The 14634-nt window shown below is 73.3% G+C and carries 12 protein-coding genes; 6 read left to right on the top strand and 6 right to left on the bottom strand.

Features of this window, described 5'->3' with window-relative positions:
• Positions 1–46 precede the first annotated feature (46 nt).
• Complete coding sequence (locus ACFV1W_RS11345; protein WP_030279901.1) at positions 47–226, bottom strand: hypothetical protein; 180 nt, start codon at positions 224–226, stop codon at positions 47–49.
• 374 nt (positions 227–600) lie between these two features.
• Here ACFV1W_RS11345 and ACFV1W_RS11350 point away from each other — a divergent pair, with 374 nt between their 5' ends.
• The 3 genes from ACFV1W_RS11350 (at position 601) to ACFV1W_RS11360 (ending at position 3201) form a co-directional block, all read left to right on the top strand.
• A complete protein-coding gene (locus tag ACFV1W_RS11350; RefSeq protein WP_380415291.1) occupies positions 601–1125 on the top strand; it encodes a hypothetical protein in 525 nt (174 codons plus the stop codon).
• A gap of 151 nt (positions 1126–1276) precedes the next feature.
• Entirely contained in the window at positions 1277–2518 is a 1242-nt protein-coding gene (locus ACFV1W_RS11355; RefSeq protein ID WP_380415293.1) for a sensor histidine kinase, read from the top strand.
• A complete protein-coding gene (locus ACFV1W_RS11360) occupies positions 2515–3201 on the top strand; it encodes a response regulator (protein ID WP_380415295.1) in 687 nt (228 codons plus the stop codon). Before ACFV1W_RS11355 ends, ACFV1W_RS11360 begins: the two co-directional genes overlap by 4 nt.
• A gap of 56 nt (positions 3202–3257) precedes the next feature.
• Here the strand turns inward: ACFV1W_RS11360 and katG are convergent, their stop codons facing one another.
• Positions 3258–5474, bottom strand: coding sequence for a catalase/peroxidase HPI (gene katG / locus ACFV1W_RS11365; protein ID WP_380415297.1), 2217 nt, complete (start codon positions 5472–5474; stop codon positions 3258–3260).
• A 210-nt stretch (positions 5475–5684) separates the two neighbouring features.
• Here katG and ACFV1W_RS11370 point away from each other — a divergent pair, with 210 nt between their 5' ends.
• The 3 genes from ACFV1W_RS11370 (at position 5685) to ACFV1W_RS11380 (ending at position 7847) form a co-directional block, all read left to right on the top strand.
• Entirely contained in the window at positions 5685–6098 is a 414-nt protein-coding gene (locus ACFV1W_RS11370; RefSeq protein ID WP_380415299.1) for a Fur family transcriptional regulator, read from the top strand.
• Between the two features lie 133 nt (positions 6099–6231).
• Positions 6232–6453, top strand: coding sequence for a hypothetical protein (locus ACFV1W_RS11375; RefSeq protein WP_380415301.1), 222 nt, complete (start codon positions 6232–6234; stop codon positions 6451–6453).
• A gap of 182 nt (positions 6454–6635) precedes the next feature.
• The gene (locus tag ACFV1W_RS11380; RefSeq protein WP_380415303.1) at positions 6636–7847 is read left to right on the top strand and encodes a PP2C family protein-serine/threonine phosphatase; all 1212 of its coding nucleotides are present in this window, start codon (positions 6636–6638) and stop codon (positions 7845–7847) included.
• Between the two features lie 17 nt (positions 7848–7864).
• Here ACFV1W_RS11380 and ACFV1W_RS11385 read toward each other — a convergent pair whose 3' ends face one another.
• The 4 genes from ACFV1W_RS11385 to ACFV1W_RS11400 form a co-directional block, all read right to left on the bottom strand.
• Positions 7865–8995, bottom strand: coding sequence for a substrate-binding domain-containing protein (locus ACFV1W_RS11385; RefSeq protein WP_380415305.1), 1131 nt, complete (start codon positions 8993–8995; stop codon positions 7865–7867).
• Between the two features lie 17 nt (positions 8996–9012).
• Positions 9013–10077, bottom strand: a complete 1065-nt coding sequence (locus tag ACFV1W_RS11390) for an ABC transporter permease (protein WP_380415307.1) — start codon at positions 10075–10077, stop codon at positions 9013–9015.
• Positions 10074–11636 (bottom strand): sugar ABC transporter ATP-binding protein, encoded by a 1563-nt coding sequence (locus tag ACFV1W_RS11395; protein ID WP_380415309.1) that lies wholly within the window; start codon positions 11634–11636, stop codon positions 10074–10076. Before ACFV1W_RS11395 ends, ACFV1W_RS11390 begins: the two co-directional genes overlap by 4 nt.
• A gap of 80 nt (positions 11637–11716) precedes the next feature.
• Positions 11717–14572 (bottom strand): SpoIIE family protein phosphatase, encoded by a 2856-nt coding sequence (locus ACFV1W_RS11400; protein WP_380415311.1) that lies wholly within the window; start codon positions 14570–14572, stop codon positions 11717–11719.
• Positions 14573–14634: the final 62 nt, after the last annotated feature.

Below are 14634 nucleotides of genomic sequence, written 5' to 3' on the forward strand. Positions count from 1 at the left end.
CCGGACCGGCCGTGCGACCGGTCCGGGGCCGGCGCCGGACCCGGGCTCAGTAGCTGCAGACGCGACCGCAGCTGGACCAGCCGTCACAGGTGCTGTTCAGCACTGCGGCGGTGACGTAGAGCTCGTCCGCGAGCTCCCCGGCCGGGTGGACCTGGTGGCCCTGGCCGAGGGTGAGCCGGAAGTCCTCGTCCTTGAGTGCGCGAACCTGCTCAGCCGTGGGCTGCATGCTGCCTCCTCCAAGCGTTCGGATCTGGCACGGGTGTGCCGATTCCGGATCCTGGCAGCGCCGCCCGGCGGCACACCATAGGCATACGCACCACCGGTCCTTGTTTCGGCCAGGATCGAAATAGTGCCCGCCCGCCTGCCCGCCCCCGTTCTCCCAGGCCGCACCCCGTGCCGGCCTCCTCCAGGCCGCCGTCCGATCGTTCGGGCGATCCCACACCTGGCCGGAATACGGGTGGTGTCCCCGAGGTGAACCGCGGCGGTGGTTTGAACCGGTCGCTCCTGTGGCAGCAGCTCGCACCCAGGGGTCACGATGGACTCCCCGGCCCCAGGACGGCCAACCCCCGACCTCCAACCCCCCAGCCCGATCGGAGTGCGATGAGCGAGCAGCGCAACCTCGTCCTGCTGACCTTCCCCGACACCACCGCCTGGCGCTCCGCCTTCGACGCGGCGCAGCACCTGCCGGGCCTGCACGCGGTCGCGGCCCTGGAGCGCAGCTCCGACGGCGTGCTGGAGGTGCGGGACACCTTCACCCGGGGCGCCGGCGTGGCCACCGTCGGCTCCGGCGTGCTGGGCGGGCTGGTGGGCCTGCTCGGCGGACCGGTCGGCGCGCTGCTGGGCTTCGCGGCGGGCGCCGCGCTGGGCAGCGCCGCCGAGGAGCGGTACGCCACCGAGGCCGGCGCCGCGCTGATCGTGCTCTCGCCCCGGGTGCCGGACGGCGGGGCGCTGCTCGCCCTGGACGTCCGGGAGTCCTCCCCCGGCCCGGCGGACGGGCTTGCCGCCGAGCACGGGGCGACGGTCGAACGGATCGACGAGCACACCTTCGCCGAGCAGGTCCGGGCCGCCGAGAAGAAGGCCGAGGAGAGGACGGCCGAGGAGCACCAGCCCGACGAGCGGTCCTGAGCCTCAGGCCGTCCGGTAGAGCACCGGCATCGCCCCCGTCCGGGTGGCCGGCATGTTCTGCAGGTCATCCTTGCGAGGTAGTCACCCGGTGTACCGGCTGCCGCCGATCGCGGGGCTGTCCCGGGCAGGCGCGGACCGCCACAATGTCCCGGTGATCAACCACCCCGCAGTGCGACGGCTGCTGAGCGGCGGAGCGGGCAGCCCGGCTCCCCCGCCCCGGCCGACCCGGCGCGGCCGGGCCTTCGACCTGGCCCTGGCCCTGTTCCTCTGCTACACCTGCGGCCGCTACGCCGTCCTCGCGCACGGCGCCCATGGCACCCACGGCACCCCCCGGCAAGGGCTGTTGCTGCTTGTGCCGCTCGTACCGCTGCCGCTGGTACTGCGCCGGCGCCACCCGCTGGCGGTGCTGTGGGCGGTGCTGCCGGCCGCGCTGCTGGTGCGGGGGCAGCACGAGGACATCGCGTTCTGGGAGGGCGTGGTGGTGATCGTCGCCGCCTACGGCGCGGCCGCGTACGGGCGCCGCTCGAAGGCCCTGCTGCTGAGCCTGTCGGCCGCCGCCGGCACGCTCGTGGTGCTCTTCGACATGGCCAAGCTGCCGCACTTCCCGAACGCGGTGGTCGCCCTGATCGTCCTGGTGCCGGTGTTCACGGTCGCCTACGAACTGCGGATGTGGCGCCGCCGGGTGGAGGAGGGCCGGGAGCGGCTGTCCGCCCTGGAACGCGAGCGGCTGGCCGCGCTGCAGCGCGCGGTGGAGCACGAACGGGCGCGCATCGCCCGGGAGTTGCACGACGTGGTGACCCACAACGTGAGCATGATGACGATCCAGGCCGGAGCCGCCCGCAAGATCCTGGACACCGCCCCGGACAGGGCCCGGGAGGCCATGGCCGCGGTGGAGTCCGGCGGGCGGGCGGCGATGACCGAACTGCGGCACGTCATGGGCCTGTTGACCATCGACTCGGAGACCGGGGACGACGACCCGGCGGCGAGCGCCGACCTGAGTCCGCAGCCCGGTCTCGGGAGGGTGGACGCCCTGGTCGAGGGCGTCCGCCGGGCCGGGCTGGGGGTGCAGCTGACCGTGCGCGGTGAACACCGGGCCGTCCCGCCCGGGGTCGAACTCGCCGCCTACCGGGTCGTCCAGGAGGCGCTCACCAACACCGTCAAGCACGCGAGCGGCGCCGACGCCGAGGTGACCGTCGACTACGCCCCCGACCACCTGCGGGTGGAGGTCACCGACACCGGCGGACGCCAAACCGGAGCGGCCGCCACCGGCAACGGACGCGGTCTGCTCGGGCTGCGCGAACGCCTGGCCGTCTACGGCGGGACCCTGCACACCGGCCCCCGGCCGCGCGGCGGCTACCGCGTCACGGCCTCGATACCGCTGGAGAGCCGATGAACGAGCAGCCCCTGCGCGTGGTGGTCGCCGACGACCAGGCGCTGGTCCGGATCGGGTTCCGGCTGATCCTGGAGTCCGAGGGAATCGAGGTGGTCGCCGAGGCCCAGGACGGCGAGCAGGCCGTCGCCGCCGCCCGCCGGAGCAGACCGGACGTGGTGCTGATGGACATCCGGATGCCCGGCCTGGACGGACTGGAGGCCACCCGGCGGATCCTCGCCGGTGATTCGGAGAGCGCGCCCCGGATCATCATGCTGACCACCTTCGACCTGGACCACTACGTCTACGCGGCGATGGCCGCCGGGGCCAGCGGCTTCCTGCTCAAGGACGTCACCCCGGAGCATCTGGCCGCTGCCGTCCGGCTGGTCCGCACCGGCGACGCGCTGCTCGCCCCCGCGATCACCCGCCGCCTGGTCGAGCGCTTCGCCCGCCCGGCCGCCCCTCACGCGGCCGCCCCGCACCGGGAGCTGGCCACCCTCACGCCACGCGAGCTGGAGGTGATGTCGCTGCTCGCCCGGGGCCTGAGCAACGCCGAACTGGCCGCCCGGCTGCAGCTGTCCGAGGCGACCGTGAAGACCCACGTGGCCCGCATCCTGGGCAAGTTGGGCCTGCGGGACCGGGCCCAGGTGGTGGTCGCGGCGTACGAGACCGGGCTGGTCAGCGCGGGAACGCCCGGAACGGCGTGACGGCGCACGGGAGCCCGGGGGTTCGCACCCCCGGGCTCCCGGTCACCCGTGAAGCGTCACACCAGGTCGAAGCGGTCCGCGTTCATGACCTTGACCCAGGCCGCGACGAAGTCCTCCACGAACTTCTCCTTGGCGTCGTCGGCCGCGTACACCTCGGCGACGGCACGCAGTTCGGAGTTGGAACCGAAGACCAGGTCGGCCCGGGTGCCGGTCCACTTGACCCGGCCCGAGGCGTCCCGGCCCTCGAAGGTGTGGGCGTCCTCCGAGGTGGACTTCCAACTGGTGCCCAGGTCCAGCAGGTTGACGAAGAAGTCGTTCGTCAGCACGCCCGGGGTCTCGGTCAGCACACCGTGCGAGGACTGCTGGTGGTTGGCACCCAGCACGCGCAGCCCGCCGACCAGCACGGTCAGTTCGGGCGCGCTCAGGCCCAGCAGGTTGGCCTTGTCCAGCAGCAGGAACTCGGCCGGCAGCCGGTTGCCCTTGCCGACCCAGTTGCGGAAGCCGTCCGCCTTGGGCTCCAGCGCGGCGAAGGACTCGGTGTCGGTCAGCTCCTGCGGCGCGTCCACCCGGCCGGGCGCGAACGGCACCTCGACGGCCAGGCCGGCCGCCTTGGCGGCCTGCTCGATGCCGACGCCGCCGGCCAGCACCACCAGGTCGGCCAGCGAGACCTGCTTGTCGCCCGCCTGCGCGTTGAAGTCCCGCTGCACGCCCTCCAGGGCCCGCAGGACTCCGGCCAGCCGGTCCGGCTCGTTGACCTCCCAGCCGGCCTGCGGCTGCAGCCGGATGCGGCCGCCGTTGGCGCCGCCCCGCTTGTCACTGTTGCGGTAGGAGGAGGCCGCGGCCCAGGCGGTGGAGACCAGCTCGGAGACCGAGAGGCCGGTGGCGGCGATCCGCCGCTTGAGGTCCGCGACGTCCGCCGCGCCGATCTGCTGGTACGAGACGGCCGGCAGCGGGTCCTGCCAGAGCAGTTGCTCGCTCGGCACCTCGGGGCCGAGGTAGCGCACCACCGGGCCCATGTCGCGGTGGGTGAGCTTGTACCAGGCGCGGGCGAAGGCGTCGGCGAACTCCGCAGGGTTCTCCAGGAAGCGCCGGGAGATCGGCCCGTACACCGGGTCGAAGCGCAGCGACAGGTCGGTGGTCAGCATGATCGGGACGTGCCGCTTGCTCGGGTCGTGGGCGTCCGGCACGGTGCCCTCGCCGGCACCGTCCTTCGGCTTCCACTGGTGGGCGCCGGCCGGGCTCTTGGTGAGCTCCCACTCGTAGCCGAACAGCGTCTCGAAGAAGCTGTTGTCCCAGGTGATCGGGGTGGCGGTCCAGGTGCCCTCCAGGCCGCTGGTGATCGCGTCGCCGCCGACGCCGGTGCCGAAGCTGCTCTTCCAGCCGAGGCCCATCTGCTCCATCGGCGCGTCCTCCGGGTCCGGGCCGACGTGGTCCGCCGGGCCGGCGCCGTGGGTCTTGCCGAAGGTGTGGCCGCCCGCGATCAGCGCGACGGTCTCCTCGTCGTTCATCGCCATCCGGTGGAAGGTCTCGCGGATGTCGCGGGCGGCGGCGATCGGGTCCGGGTTGCCGTTGGGGCCCTCGGGGTTGACGTAGATCAGACCCATCTGGACCGCGGCGAGCGGGCTCTCCAGTTCGCGGTCGCCGGTGTAGCGCTCGTCGCCCAGCCAGGTGGTCTCCGGCCCCCAGTAGACGTCCTCGTCCGGCTCCCACTCGTCGACCCGGCCGCCGCCGAAGCCGAAGGTCTCGAAGCCCATGCCCTCCAGGGCGACGTTGCCGGCCAGGACGATCAGGTCGGCCCAGGAGAGGCTGCGCCCGTACTTCTTCTTCACCGGCCAGAGCAGTCGGCGGGCCTTGTCCAGGCTGGCGTTGTCCGGCCAGCTGTTGAGCGGGGCGAAGCGCTGCTGGCCGCCGCCCGCGCCGCCGCGGCCGTCGCTGATCCGGTAGGTGCCGGCGCTGTGCCAGGCCATGCGGATGATGAAGGGGCCGTAGTAGCCGAAGTCGGCCGGCCACCAGGGCTGCGAGGTGGAGAGCACCTCCTGGATGTCCCGCTTGACGGCCGGGAGGTCGAGGGCGTTGAACGCCGCGGCGTAGTCGAAGTCCGCGCCGAGGGGGTTGGCCACCGCGGGGTTCTTCGCGAGGATCTTCAGGTTCAGCCGCTCCGGCCACCACTGGCGGTTCCCGCCGCCCTGGGTGGGGTGGAGCGCGCGCCCGTGGTTGACCGGGCAGCCTCCCGCGCTCGCCTCTACGCCGGTTGCATCGTGGTTCTCAGACATGGGAATCCTTCCCTACAAGGCGGATCACGGTGTCTTTCTGCTACCTACGGCACCTTCTGCTATTGCCCAGGCTAGCGCCGGAGCCGATCCTACGATGGACGGAATCCAAGTCAAGAAAGACACCAAACCCGTATCCGATCGGGAAACGGACCGCGGCGGATGTCGATTGGTAAACTCCGGTCTCCCCCATGACCTGAATAGGTGAACCGTATGAGTGACCTGCTGGAGCGGCTGCGCGAGCGCGGCTGGCGCCTCACCTCCCAGCGGCGCGTCGTGGCCGAGGTCCTGGACGGCGAGCACGTGCACCTGACCGCCGACGAGGTCCACGCCCTCGCGGCCGACCGCCTGCCGGAGATCTCCCGCGCGACGGTCTACAACACCCTCGGTGAACTGGTCACCCTCGGCGAGGTCATCGAGGTGTCCACGGACGGGCGCGCCAAGCGCTACGACCCCAACGCGCACCGCCCGCACCACCACCTGGTCTGCACCGGCTGCGGCGCCATCCGCGACGTCCACCCGCTCGGCGACCCGCTCGCCGACCTCCCGGCCGAGCAGCGCTTCGGCTTCGCCGTCTCGGGGGCAGAGGTCACCTACCGGGGGCTCTGCCCGGGCTGCACGGGCTGAACGGGCCCGCCGCCACCGGCGGTGGCCGCCCCTGCAACCGGAGGCGCCGGGGCCTTCCGGGATCCTGATTCCCGTTGCCCCACCCCACGACCGGCCGCCACCGGGCCGTCCTCCACCTCGTCCGGTGGCCCTGGTGCTGCGCACCGTCATGGCACAGCTGCCGGGCGACGCCCGGGTGCCGCCGCGCGCCCGGCTCGCCGTACTGCGGCGGCCGGCCGTCCTCGCCGTACTGCCGCTCACCGTCCTCGGCACGGGCGCGAGTTACACCGCGTACGCGTACGGCGTGCCGGTGCCGGGCGCGGTCGGGGTGCCGGAGCGGTCGGTGCCGTGGATGCTCGTCGGCAGGCGGCAGTAGCTGGTGTGCCGTGATGATTGGTGTATGTGTGCACAGGCGGACCACGAACCGGACGACACCCGCCACCGGGAGTTCGGGGTCGCACCGCGGGCGCACCGCCACCGGAGCACGCGGTGAGGCTCCCGCGCCGCGGCGGGGCCGACCGGCAGCGTCGGACGGAGCCGGGCGGGACGGAGCCGCGGGTGCCTGCCCAGCCGGCCTGGATACGCTGGCTGCCGGCCATCTACGCCGCGACCGTCCTGGCGCTGGAGCCGATCACCCCCGTGCAGTGGCCGGTGAGCTTTGTGCTCATCGCCCTGCCGGTCGTCGCCGCCTTCGCCCACGGTCCCGCCTTCGTCGCCGCCGTCACGGTCTTCGCCATGGTGTTGGAAGGCGTCCTGGCAGGCACTCCGTGCTGTGCGGGCCGCGACGTGGGTTATCTGTGGGAGCGCCACTACGTGGCCACCTACTTCTCCACGGCACTGGTCGGGATGCTGGGCGCCCTCCTGGCCGCCCACCGAACGCGCCGGGAACGCACCCTCGCCACCGTACGCTCGGTGGCCGAGACGGCGCAGCGCGTGCTGCTGCGTCCGGTCCCCCACCTCCTGGGCCGCATCGGCATCGAGACCCTGTACCTGTCGGCAGCCGCGGAGGCCCGGATCGGCGGCGACCTCTTCGAGGCGATGAGCACCGCGCACGGTGTGCGCCTGCTGATCGGCGACGTCCGGGGCAAGGGCCTGCTCGCGGTGGAGACGGCCGCGGCGATGCTGGCCGCCTTCCGTGAGGCCGCCCACGACGAGCCCGATCTGCCCGCGATGGCGCGCAGGTTGGAGCGGAGCATGAGCCGCCGAGCCGCCCAGCTCCCCGGCGGCGAGGAACGCTTCATCACCGCGGTGCTCGCCGAGATTCCCGCTGACGAGCCCGTGGTCCGCATCGTCAACTGCGGTCACCCCCCGCCGCTGCTCATCGACCAGGGCCGGATCAGCGAACTCACCCCGTGCGATCCGTCACCGCCTCTCAACCTCGGTGTGCTGCTCGGCGGCGACTACCACGTCGACGTGGAGCCCTTCCGCCCGGGCGACCAACTGCTGCTGTACACCGACGGCGTGACCGAGACCCGCGACCGCACCGGAGCCTTCTACCCGCTCATCCAGCGTGTCCGCAACTGGACCGCCCTTCCGCCGCGCGAGCTCCTGGACCACCTGCACCGGGACCTGGTCGCGTACAGCGGTGCCGCCCTCGACGACGACATCGCCGTGCTCGTCGCACAGCGGCTCCCGGACGGGGAGGAGCCGGGCCCGCCCACCGATCGCGCCCGGGACGAGTCGAAGGGCGGCGCTCGACGGCAGCGCCGACGGATCGGGGCGGCGCTGGGCCTCCGCCCCGCGGCAGCCCGTCGCCGACGACCGCGCTGACGTGATCCGATCCCTCGCTACCTGCCCCAGATCGTCCGGTACGCCTGGCGGTAGCCCGCCGGGTCCCAGTAGGTCGCGCCGCCGCTGTTGGCGGCCGTGGAGATGTGGACCGGGGCGACGTAGCCGCTGGCGGGCTGGTGGGAGAAGGCGCGGTTGAACTCGTCGACGATCTGCCAGCCCTGCTCGGTGAGGGGCTCGGGAACGGTGGCGGCCTGGAACTGCCTGCTGTCGATGCGCTGGAAGGCCGAGGGGTCGCCGTCGCCCGCGCCGATGTTGTACGGGGCGGCGTTGCCCGGCCTGCCGGCCGCGCGCAGGGCGGGCGCGGCGTCGGCGAAGTACAGGTCGTTGATGGCGACGGAGTGCGTCCACCGGCCCTGGAAGCGGGCGAGGAGGGCGGAGACCACCTGGGGGGTGCGGCTGGTCGCGTCCGGGATGGGGATGTTCTCGGAGGCCAGCAGCCTCACGCCGGGGCAGGTGGCGAGTTCGTCCTTGATCAGTTCGGACTTGTTCCTGGCGAACGGGACGGAGTCGTCGGTGAAGACGACGACTCCGGCGTTGCCGTTGGACTCCGCGATGACCCAGTCCGCGCTGAGCCGCGCGACGTCCCCGACGCTGGTGGTGATGTTGCTGAAGAGCGGCGGGTTCGTGCTCGGCCCCGGGGCCGCGACCGCGTGCCAGCCGATGAGCGGGATGTGTGCCGTGCCGGCCTGCGCGACCTGCTGTGCGGTCAGACCCGGGTCGAAGCCGCCGATGACGATGCCCGAGGGTTCGAGGTTGACCGCCTGGCCGAGCGCCGCCTGGATGCCGGCGGGCGTGCCCTGCCCGTCGATCACCCGGACGCTCCAGCCGATGACCGTCGCGGCTTCGATGACGCCCTTGGCCACCCCCACGACGCCGGGGTTGGTCATGGTCTGGGCAACGTAGACGATGCTCCTACCGGGAACCGCCCCGGGGCCGCTGATGGGGCCGTTCCAGGTGGCGTCGACCTGCTCGGCCTGCTGGACGCCCGCCTTCGCCCTGGCGAGGGTGGCCGCCGGGCAACCGGCCCTCGACGGCCCTGCCACGGGGGCGCCGGTCCCGGTCGACAGGCCGCGCTGGCAGCCGGCCGGGGCGGTACCCGCCGCTGCCAGCACGACCGCTGCCAGCACAGTCGCGGCACCACGCTTCACGGCGTGTCCCGAGAGGCTGTCACGTCCGTCGACGGCGGCGTGACCGGACCACGGGTCCCGGCGGCACCGGCCCGCAGCCGGCGGCGTGCGGAGTAGCCGGCCAGGCCGACGGCGAGGAGCAGCGTCGCCCCGTTGAACAGCGGAACGGCCCAGAAGTCGGCGCCGAGTTGCCCGATGCCGGCCAGACCGATGGCGAGGACGGCGACGGCGACCACGGTGCCGAGGGCGTTGGCGCGACCGGGTCTGATCGCGGTGGAGCCGAGCAGTGCGCCGACGAACGCGGGCAACAGGTACTCCAGGCCGACGCTCGGGTTGCCGATCTGCTGCTGCGCGGCGAGCAGGACACCCGCGAAACCGACGACCAGACCCGATCCGGCGAAGGCGTAGACGCTGTAGCGGCGGGTGGGGATTCCGACGAGTTCGGCGGCGCGCGGGTTGGAGCCGATGACGTACAGGTACCGGCCGAGCGGCAGCCGCTCCTGTAGCAGCCACAGGCCGGCCGCGAGAGCGAGCACGTAGGAGGCGGACACCGGCAGTCCGAGGAACGTGGAGTCGTAGAGGTCGGTGAAGGCGACCGGCAGACCGCCCGGACCGGGGAGGACCCGGGCGCCGCCGGTGATCCAGCCGGTGAAGGCGTACAGGACGCTGCCGGTGCCGAGCGTGGCGATGAAGGAGTCGATCCGGCCGAACTCGACGATGACACCGTTGAGGGCCCCGAAGGCCGCTCCGCCCAGGATCACGGCCAGGCAGGCGAGCGGCCAGGGCCAGTCGCCGTCGACGACGAGCCGCAGCACCGCGACGTGCGCGAGACCGAGGGCGTAGCCGATGGACAGGTCGAAGTCGCCGGCGGCGATGGGGATCGTCGCACCGAGCGCGAGGATGGCGGGGATCGACTGGTTGGACAGGATCGAGGAGACGTTGTCGAGGGTGGGGAAGGTGTTCGGCCGCGCGACGGAGAAGATCAGGAACAGCAGAACGGCGAGGGCCGGCAGGCCGTAGCCGCCGATCAGGTGTCCGCGCCGGCGGTGCCGCGGGGGTCGGCGGGAGCGGGGCTCGGTCATCGGCCTGTCGCACGCCGGTCGCCGCCACCGCCGGTGACGGGAGGCATGGCCGAGGCGGCGGAGGTGAGTTCGGTGACGGTGAGGGCCGCGCCGGTCAGCTCGGCGGCCACGGTCCCGCGGACGAACACCAGGGCGCGGTGGCACACGGTGGCGACCTCCTCGAAGTCGGTGGAGATGAGCAGCACCGCGAGGCCGTCGGCCAGCGCCTGGTCGAGCAGCCGGTAGAGCTCGGCCTTGGCGCCGACGTCGACGCTGGCGGTCGGCTCTTCGAGGACCAGCAGCCGCCGGTGCGCCCGGAGCCACCGGCCGACCATGATCTTCTGCTGGTTCCCACCGGACAGCGTGGCGATCGGTGCCTCGCTGTCGCGCGGGTGCACCGAGAACCGCTCGATCAGGGCGGCGGCCTGGGCCCGCTCGCGCCGGGGACTGATCCAGTGCAGCGCCGACCGGCTGCCCGCCCGGGGGTTCGCCAGGAAGTTCTCGCGCACCGTCAGTTCGGCCGCGCAGCCCTCCTCCTGCCGGTTGCCGGTGACCAGGCCGACGCCGGAGTCGACGGCATCGGCCACCGTGTGCGGGGCGTACGGCCGGCCGTCGAGCAGGGCCCGCCCGCCGAGGATCGGACGGGATCCGGCGAGGGCGCGGCCCAGGTCGTGGTGGCCGGCGCCGGTGAGGCCCACCATGCCGAGGATTTCGCCGGCGCGCAGCTTCAGGCTGACCGGCCCGGTGTCCGTGGTCCGCACTGCGTCGAGGCTCAGCACCACCGGGCCCTCGGCAGGAGCGACCGGGGCGGCCCGGTGGCTGACCGGTTCGCGGCCCACGATGTCGTGGACCAGGCGCCGGCGGCTGTGGCCGGCGAGCGGGCCGGAGCTGATCAGACGGCCGTCGCGCAGGACCGCGAAGGCGTCGGCGACCTGGTAGACCTCGTCGAGCCGGTGGGTGACGTAGACGATGCCGTGCCCTCGGTCGCGCAGGGCGCGCAGTACGGCGAACAGCCGGGCGCAGTCCGCGGCGGGGAGGCTGGCGGTCGGCTCGTCCAGGACGATCAGCTCCGCCCGCGTCGCCAGCGCGCGGGCGATGGCGACCAGCGATCGCTCGGCGGGGGCGAGGTCGGCGATCCGCGCGCCGGCGTCGAGGTGCCCGGCGATCAGGGCGAGGGCGTCGGCGCAGCGCTCCCTGGTCCGCCGCCAGGAGACCAGCCCGTGGCAGCGCGGGTAGCCGGCGACCAGGGCGATGTTCTCGGCGACCGTCATCCACTCGACGAGACCGAGGTCCTGGTGGATGAAGGCCATACGACGGGCGGCGGCCTCGGTGCCGAGCGGGTGCCCGGCCACCGTCACCTCGCCCTCGTCCGCGTGGTGGATCCCGGCGAGTGTCCGGATGAGGGTGGACTTGCCGGCACCGTTGGGACCGAGCAGGGCCAGGACGCTGCCGCGACGGATGTCGAGGTCGATCCCGGCCAGCGCGGGAGTGCCGCCGAACCGTTTGCCGAGGCCGCGGATCCGGACGAGTGGGCCACGGCGCGGGGGTGGGCCCGCCGGGAGATCGGAGGTTTCGCGCATGGACCACCGTTCCTACCAGCCCGGCCCGGCCGCCGTGGTGGCGACACACCACGGCGGCCCGCTGAACTCCGGAGGGCGGGTCATCCGATTTCGGGAATGTCGGCGAACTGGTTCTCGAAGAGGCGGCCGTCGAGGAGGTCGGGGACGCCGTCGGACGCGTCCAGGGCGCATTCGGCCCAGATGACCTTGCCCCTGGACGTGTAGCGGGTTCCCCAGGCCTGGGCGAGCTGGGCGACGAGGAACAGGCCGCGGCCGCCCTCGTCGGTGGTGGCCGCGTGGCGCAGGTGGGGGGCGGTGCTGCTGCCGTCGGAGACCTCGCAGATCAGGGTGCGGTCGTGGATCAGACGGACCTGGATGGGCTCGGTGCCGTAGCGGATGGCGTTGGTGACCAGCTCGCTGAGCAGCAGCTCGGTGACGAAGGCGACCCCGTCCAGCCCCCAGTCGCTCAGGCGGCGGGCGGCGGCGGCGCGGATGTCGCCGACGCGGGCCGGGTCGGCGGGCAGGTCCCAGGTGGCCATCCGGCTGGGGTCGAGGGCGCGGGTGCGGGCGACGAGCAGTGTGACGTCGTCGGCCGGGTGCTCGGGTACCACGGCCTCCACGACTGTGCGGCAGATGTCCTCGGGTGAGCGGTTCGGGTGGACCAGGGCGGTGCGCAGGCGGTCGAGGGCCGCGTCGGGGTCGCGGCGGTGGTCTTCGAGGAGTCCGTTGGAGTAGAGGATCAGCTGACTGCCTTCGGGGAGGTGCAGCTCGGCGGTTTCGAACGGCAGGCCGCCCAGGCCGAGCGGGGGCCCGGCGGGGAGGTCGGGGACGCTGACCGTGCCCTCCGGGTGGATCACCGCGGGTGGCGGGTGACCGGCGCGGGCCAGCGTGCAGCGCTGCGAGGTCGGGTCGTAGACGGCGTACAGGCAGGACGCGCCGATGAGGCCGTCATGGCCGGTGGCGGGCTCCGTGCCGTCCTCGTCCCGGTCCAGGCGGCACACGAGGTTGTCCAGGTGGGTGAGGAGCTCGTCGGGGGCGAGGTCCAGTTCGGCGAAGTTGTGCACGGCGGTGCGCAGGCGGCCCATGGTGGCGGCGGCGTGCAGTCCGTGGCCGACGACATCGCCGACGACCAGGGCGACCCGGGCACCGGAGAGGGGGATGACGTCGAACCAGTCCCCGCGCACCCCGGACTCGGCGGGCAGGTAGCGGTGGGCGACCTCGATGGCGCTCTGCTCGGGCAGGCTGCGGGGGAGCAGGCTGTGCTGCAGGGCCAGGACCATGGCGTGTTCGCGGGTGTAGCGGCGGGCGTTGTCGATGCAGACGGCGGCACGGGTGGCGAGCTCCTGGGCCAGCGAGCGGTCGTCGTCCCCGTAGGGGGCGGGGTTCCGGGCGCGGTAGAAGCCGGCGATGCCCAGCAGGACGCCGCGGGCCAGCAGCGGGACGGTGATGAGGGAGTGGACGTCGTACGCGAAGAGGCGCTCGGCCGCCTCGCGGTCCTGCGAGATCCAGCCGACGGCCCTGCGCAGATCGGGTTCCAGCACCGCCTGTCCGCTGGTCAGGCAGCGGCGGTGCGGCGTGGCGGGTTTGAGGTCGACCCGCTCGCCGACCGGGTAGAAGGGGCAGTCGGCGCGGATGCCGTGGACCACCGTGCGGTGCAGCTCGCTGGCGGGGTCGGTGGGCTCCTCGCCGCGCAGGACGGTCTCGGGCAGGTCGATGGTGACGTAGTCGGCCAGCCGCGGGACGGCCATCTCGGCGAGTTCCCGGGCGGTCCGGGTCACGTCCAGGGTGGTGCCGATGCGGGCGCTGGCCTCGGACAGCAGCTCCAGGCGGCAGCGGGCCGCGACGGCGTACTGCCCCACGCCCGGCTCGCCCAGTAGCAGCAGCTGGGCGGCCTCGCCGAGCCCGGGGGCGCGCGGCGCCTCGGCCCCGCGATCCGATGCGCCACCCTCAGGGAGCCGGAGCGGTGGGACGGCGGCGGTCATGGCGGGTTCCGGGACGCCGACCGGCCGACCGTGCCGGTCGGGGGCGGCGAGCCTGGCCGGCGAGTCGCCGGGCAGGATCGCCTCGATGACGAAGCCCTCCACCCCGCACGGGCTCGTCACCGGGCGGCTCAGCAGGGTGACCAGCCGGCCCTGGGAAAGGGTCACCTCGACTGCGGCGCGGCGGGCCGAGGAGATCAGCTCGGTGGCCATCTGTTCGAGCAACAGCTGGTCGTGCCGGTCCAGCCCGCTTCGCGGCAGCTCGTCCAGACCGACCGGGCGCCCGTCCCCGGCCGCCTGGTCGGTCCGGGCGCGGCGCCTGGAATCGAGGTACGCGCGCAGCAGGGTGCGCTCTCGCGCCGAGCTCTGCGCCAGCAGGCGCCGCTCGATGGCGGTGGCGGCCTTGCGGATCAGGTCCGCCATCTGCGGGTCCGCGTAGGCGGGCGGATAGGCGAAGCAGAGGACGCCCTCGATCCGGCCGCTGAGGGGGTCGCGAATGGGAGTCGCCGTACAGGCGTTCGACTGCCCGCGCTCGGCGAAGTGCTCGGCTCCGGAGACCTGGATGAGCCGCCGCTCCGTGAGCGCCAGCCCGATGCCGTTGGTCCCGCCGTACTGCTCGGCAAACACGAAACCCGGCCTGCTCTGGGTCGCGGGCAGCTGCCCGACCATGGCCGCATCGCCGAAACGGCGCTGCAGCACCGCGCCGTCCGCGTCCGTCAGGGCCACGTTCATCCGGCTGCCGGCGAACCTGGATGCCAGCCGGTCCAGCACGGGCCGGGCCGCGTGGACCAGCCGACCGTCCAGATCGATGTCCTGCCGGTACGGGAGCTCGGACCCGCCCGGGGAGACGCCCATCGACTGGCAGCGCTGCCAGGAGTTCAGGATGATGCTCCGCACGCCACCCTCGACCGGTTCACCGAGCATGAACCGCTCACGGGCCCGCACGGGGCCGATCCCCGCCTCATCCGAAGCTGTCATGGCCGCCACAGCGCTCACATTTCCACGGATCTGCCCCCTTCGATGCAATATTAGGACTTTGT

It is taken from the genome of Kitasatospora sp. NPDC059648, from assembly GCF_042734825.1.
Lineage (GTDB): Bacteria > Actinomycetota > Actinomycetes > Streptomycetales > Streptomycetaceae > Kitasatospora.

Bases quoted from the DNA above. Each gene is read 5' to 3' on its own strand.
- ACFV1W_RS11360 (WP_380415295.1), top strand. From the start codon at position 2,515: ATGAACGAGCAGCCCCTGCGCGTGGTGGTCGCCGACGACCAGGCGCTG.
- ACFV1W_RS11345 (WP_030279901.1), bottom strand. From the start codon at position 226: ATGCAGCCCACGGCTGAGCAGGTTCGCGCACTCAAGGACGAGGACTTC.
- ACFV1W_RS11395 (WP_380415309.1), bottom strand. From the start codon at position 11,636: ATGCGCGAAACCTCCGATCTCCCGGCGGGCCCACCCCCGCGCCGTGGC.
- ACFV1W_RS11370 (WP_380415299.1), top strand. From the start codon at position 5,685: ATGAGTGACCTGCTGGAGCGGCTGCGCGAGCGCGGCTGGCGCCTCACC.
- katG (WP_380415297.1), bottom strand. From the start codon at position 5,474: ATGTCTGAGAACCACGATGCAACCGGCGTAGAGGCGAGCGCGGGAGGC.
- ACFV1W_RS11400 (WP_380415311.1), bottom strand. From the start codon at position 14,572: ATGACAGCTTCGGATGAGGCGGGGATCGGCCCCGTGCGGGCCCGTGAG.
- ACFV1W_RS11390 (WP_380415307.1), bottom strand. From the start codon at position 10,077: ATGACCGAGCCCCGCTCCCGCCGACCCCCGCGGCACCGCCGGCGCGGA.
- ACFV1W_RS11350 (WP_380415291.1), top strand. From the start codon at position 601: ATGAGCGAGCAGCGCAACCTCGTCCTGCTGACCTTCCCCGACACCACC.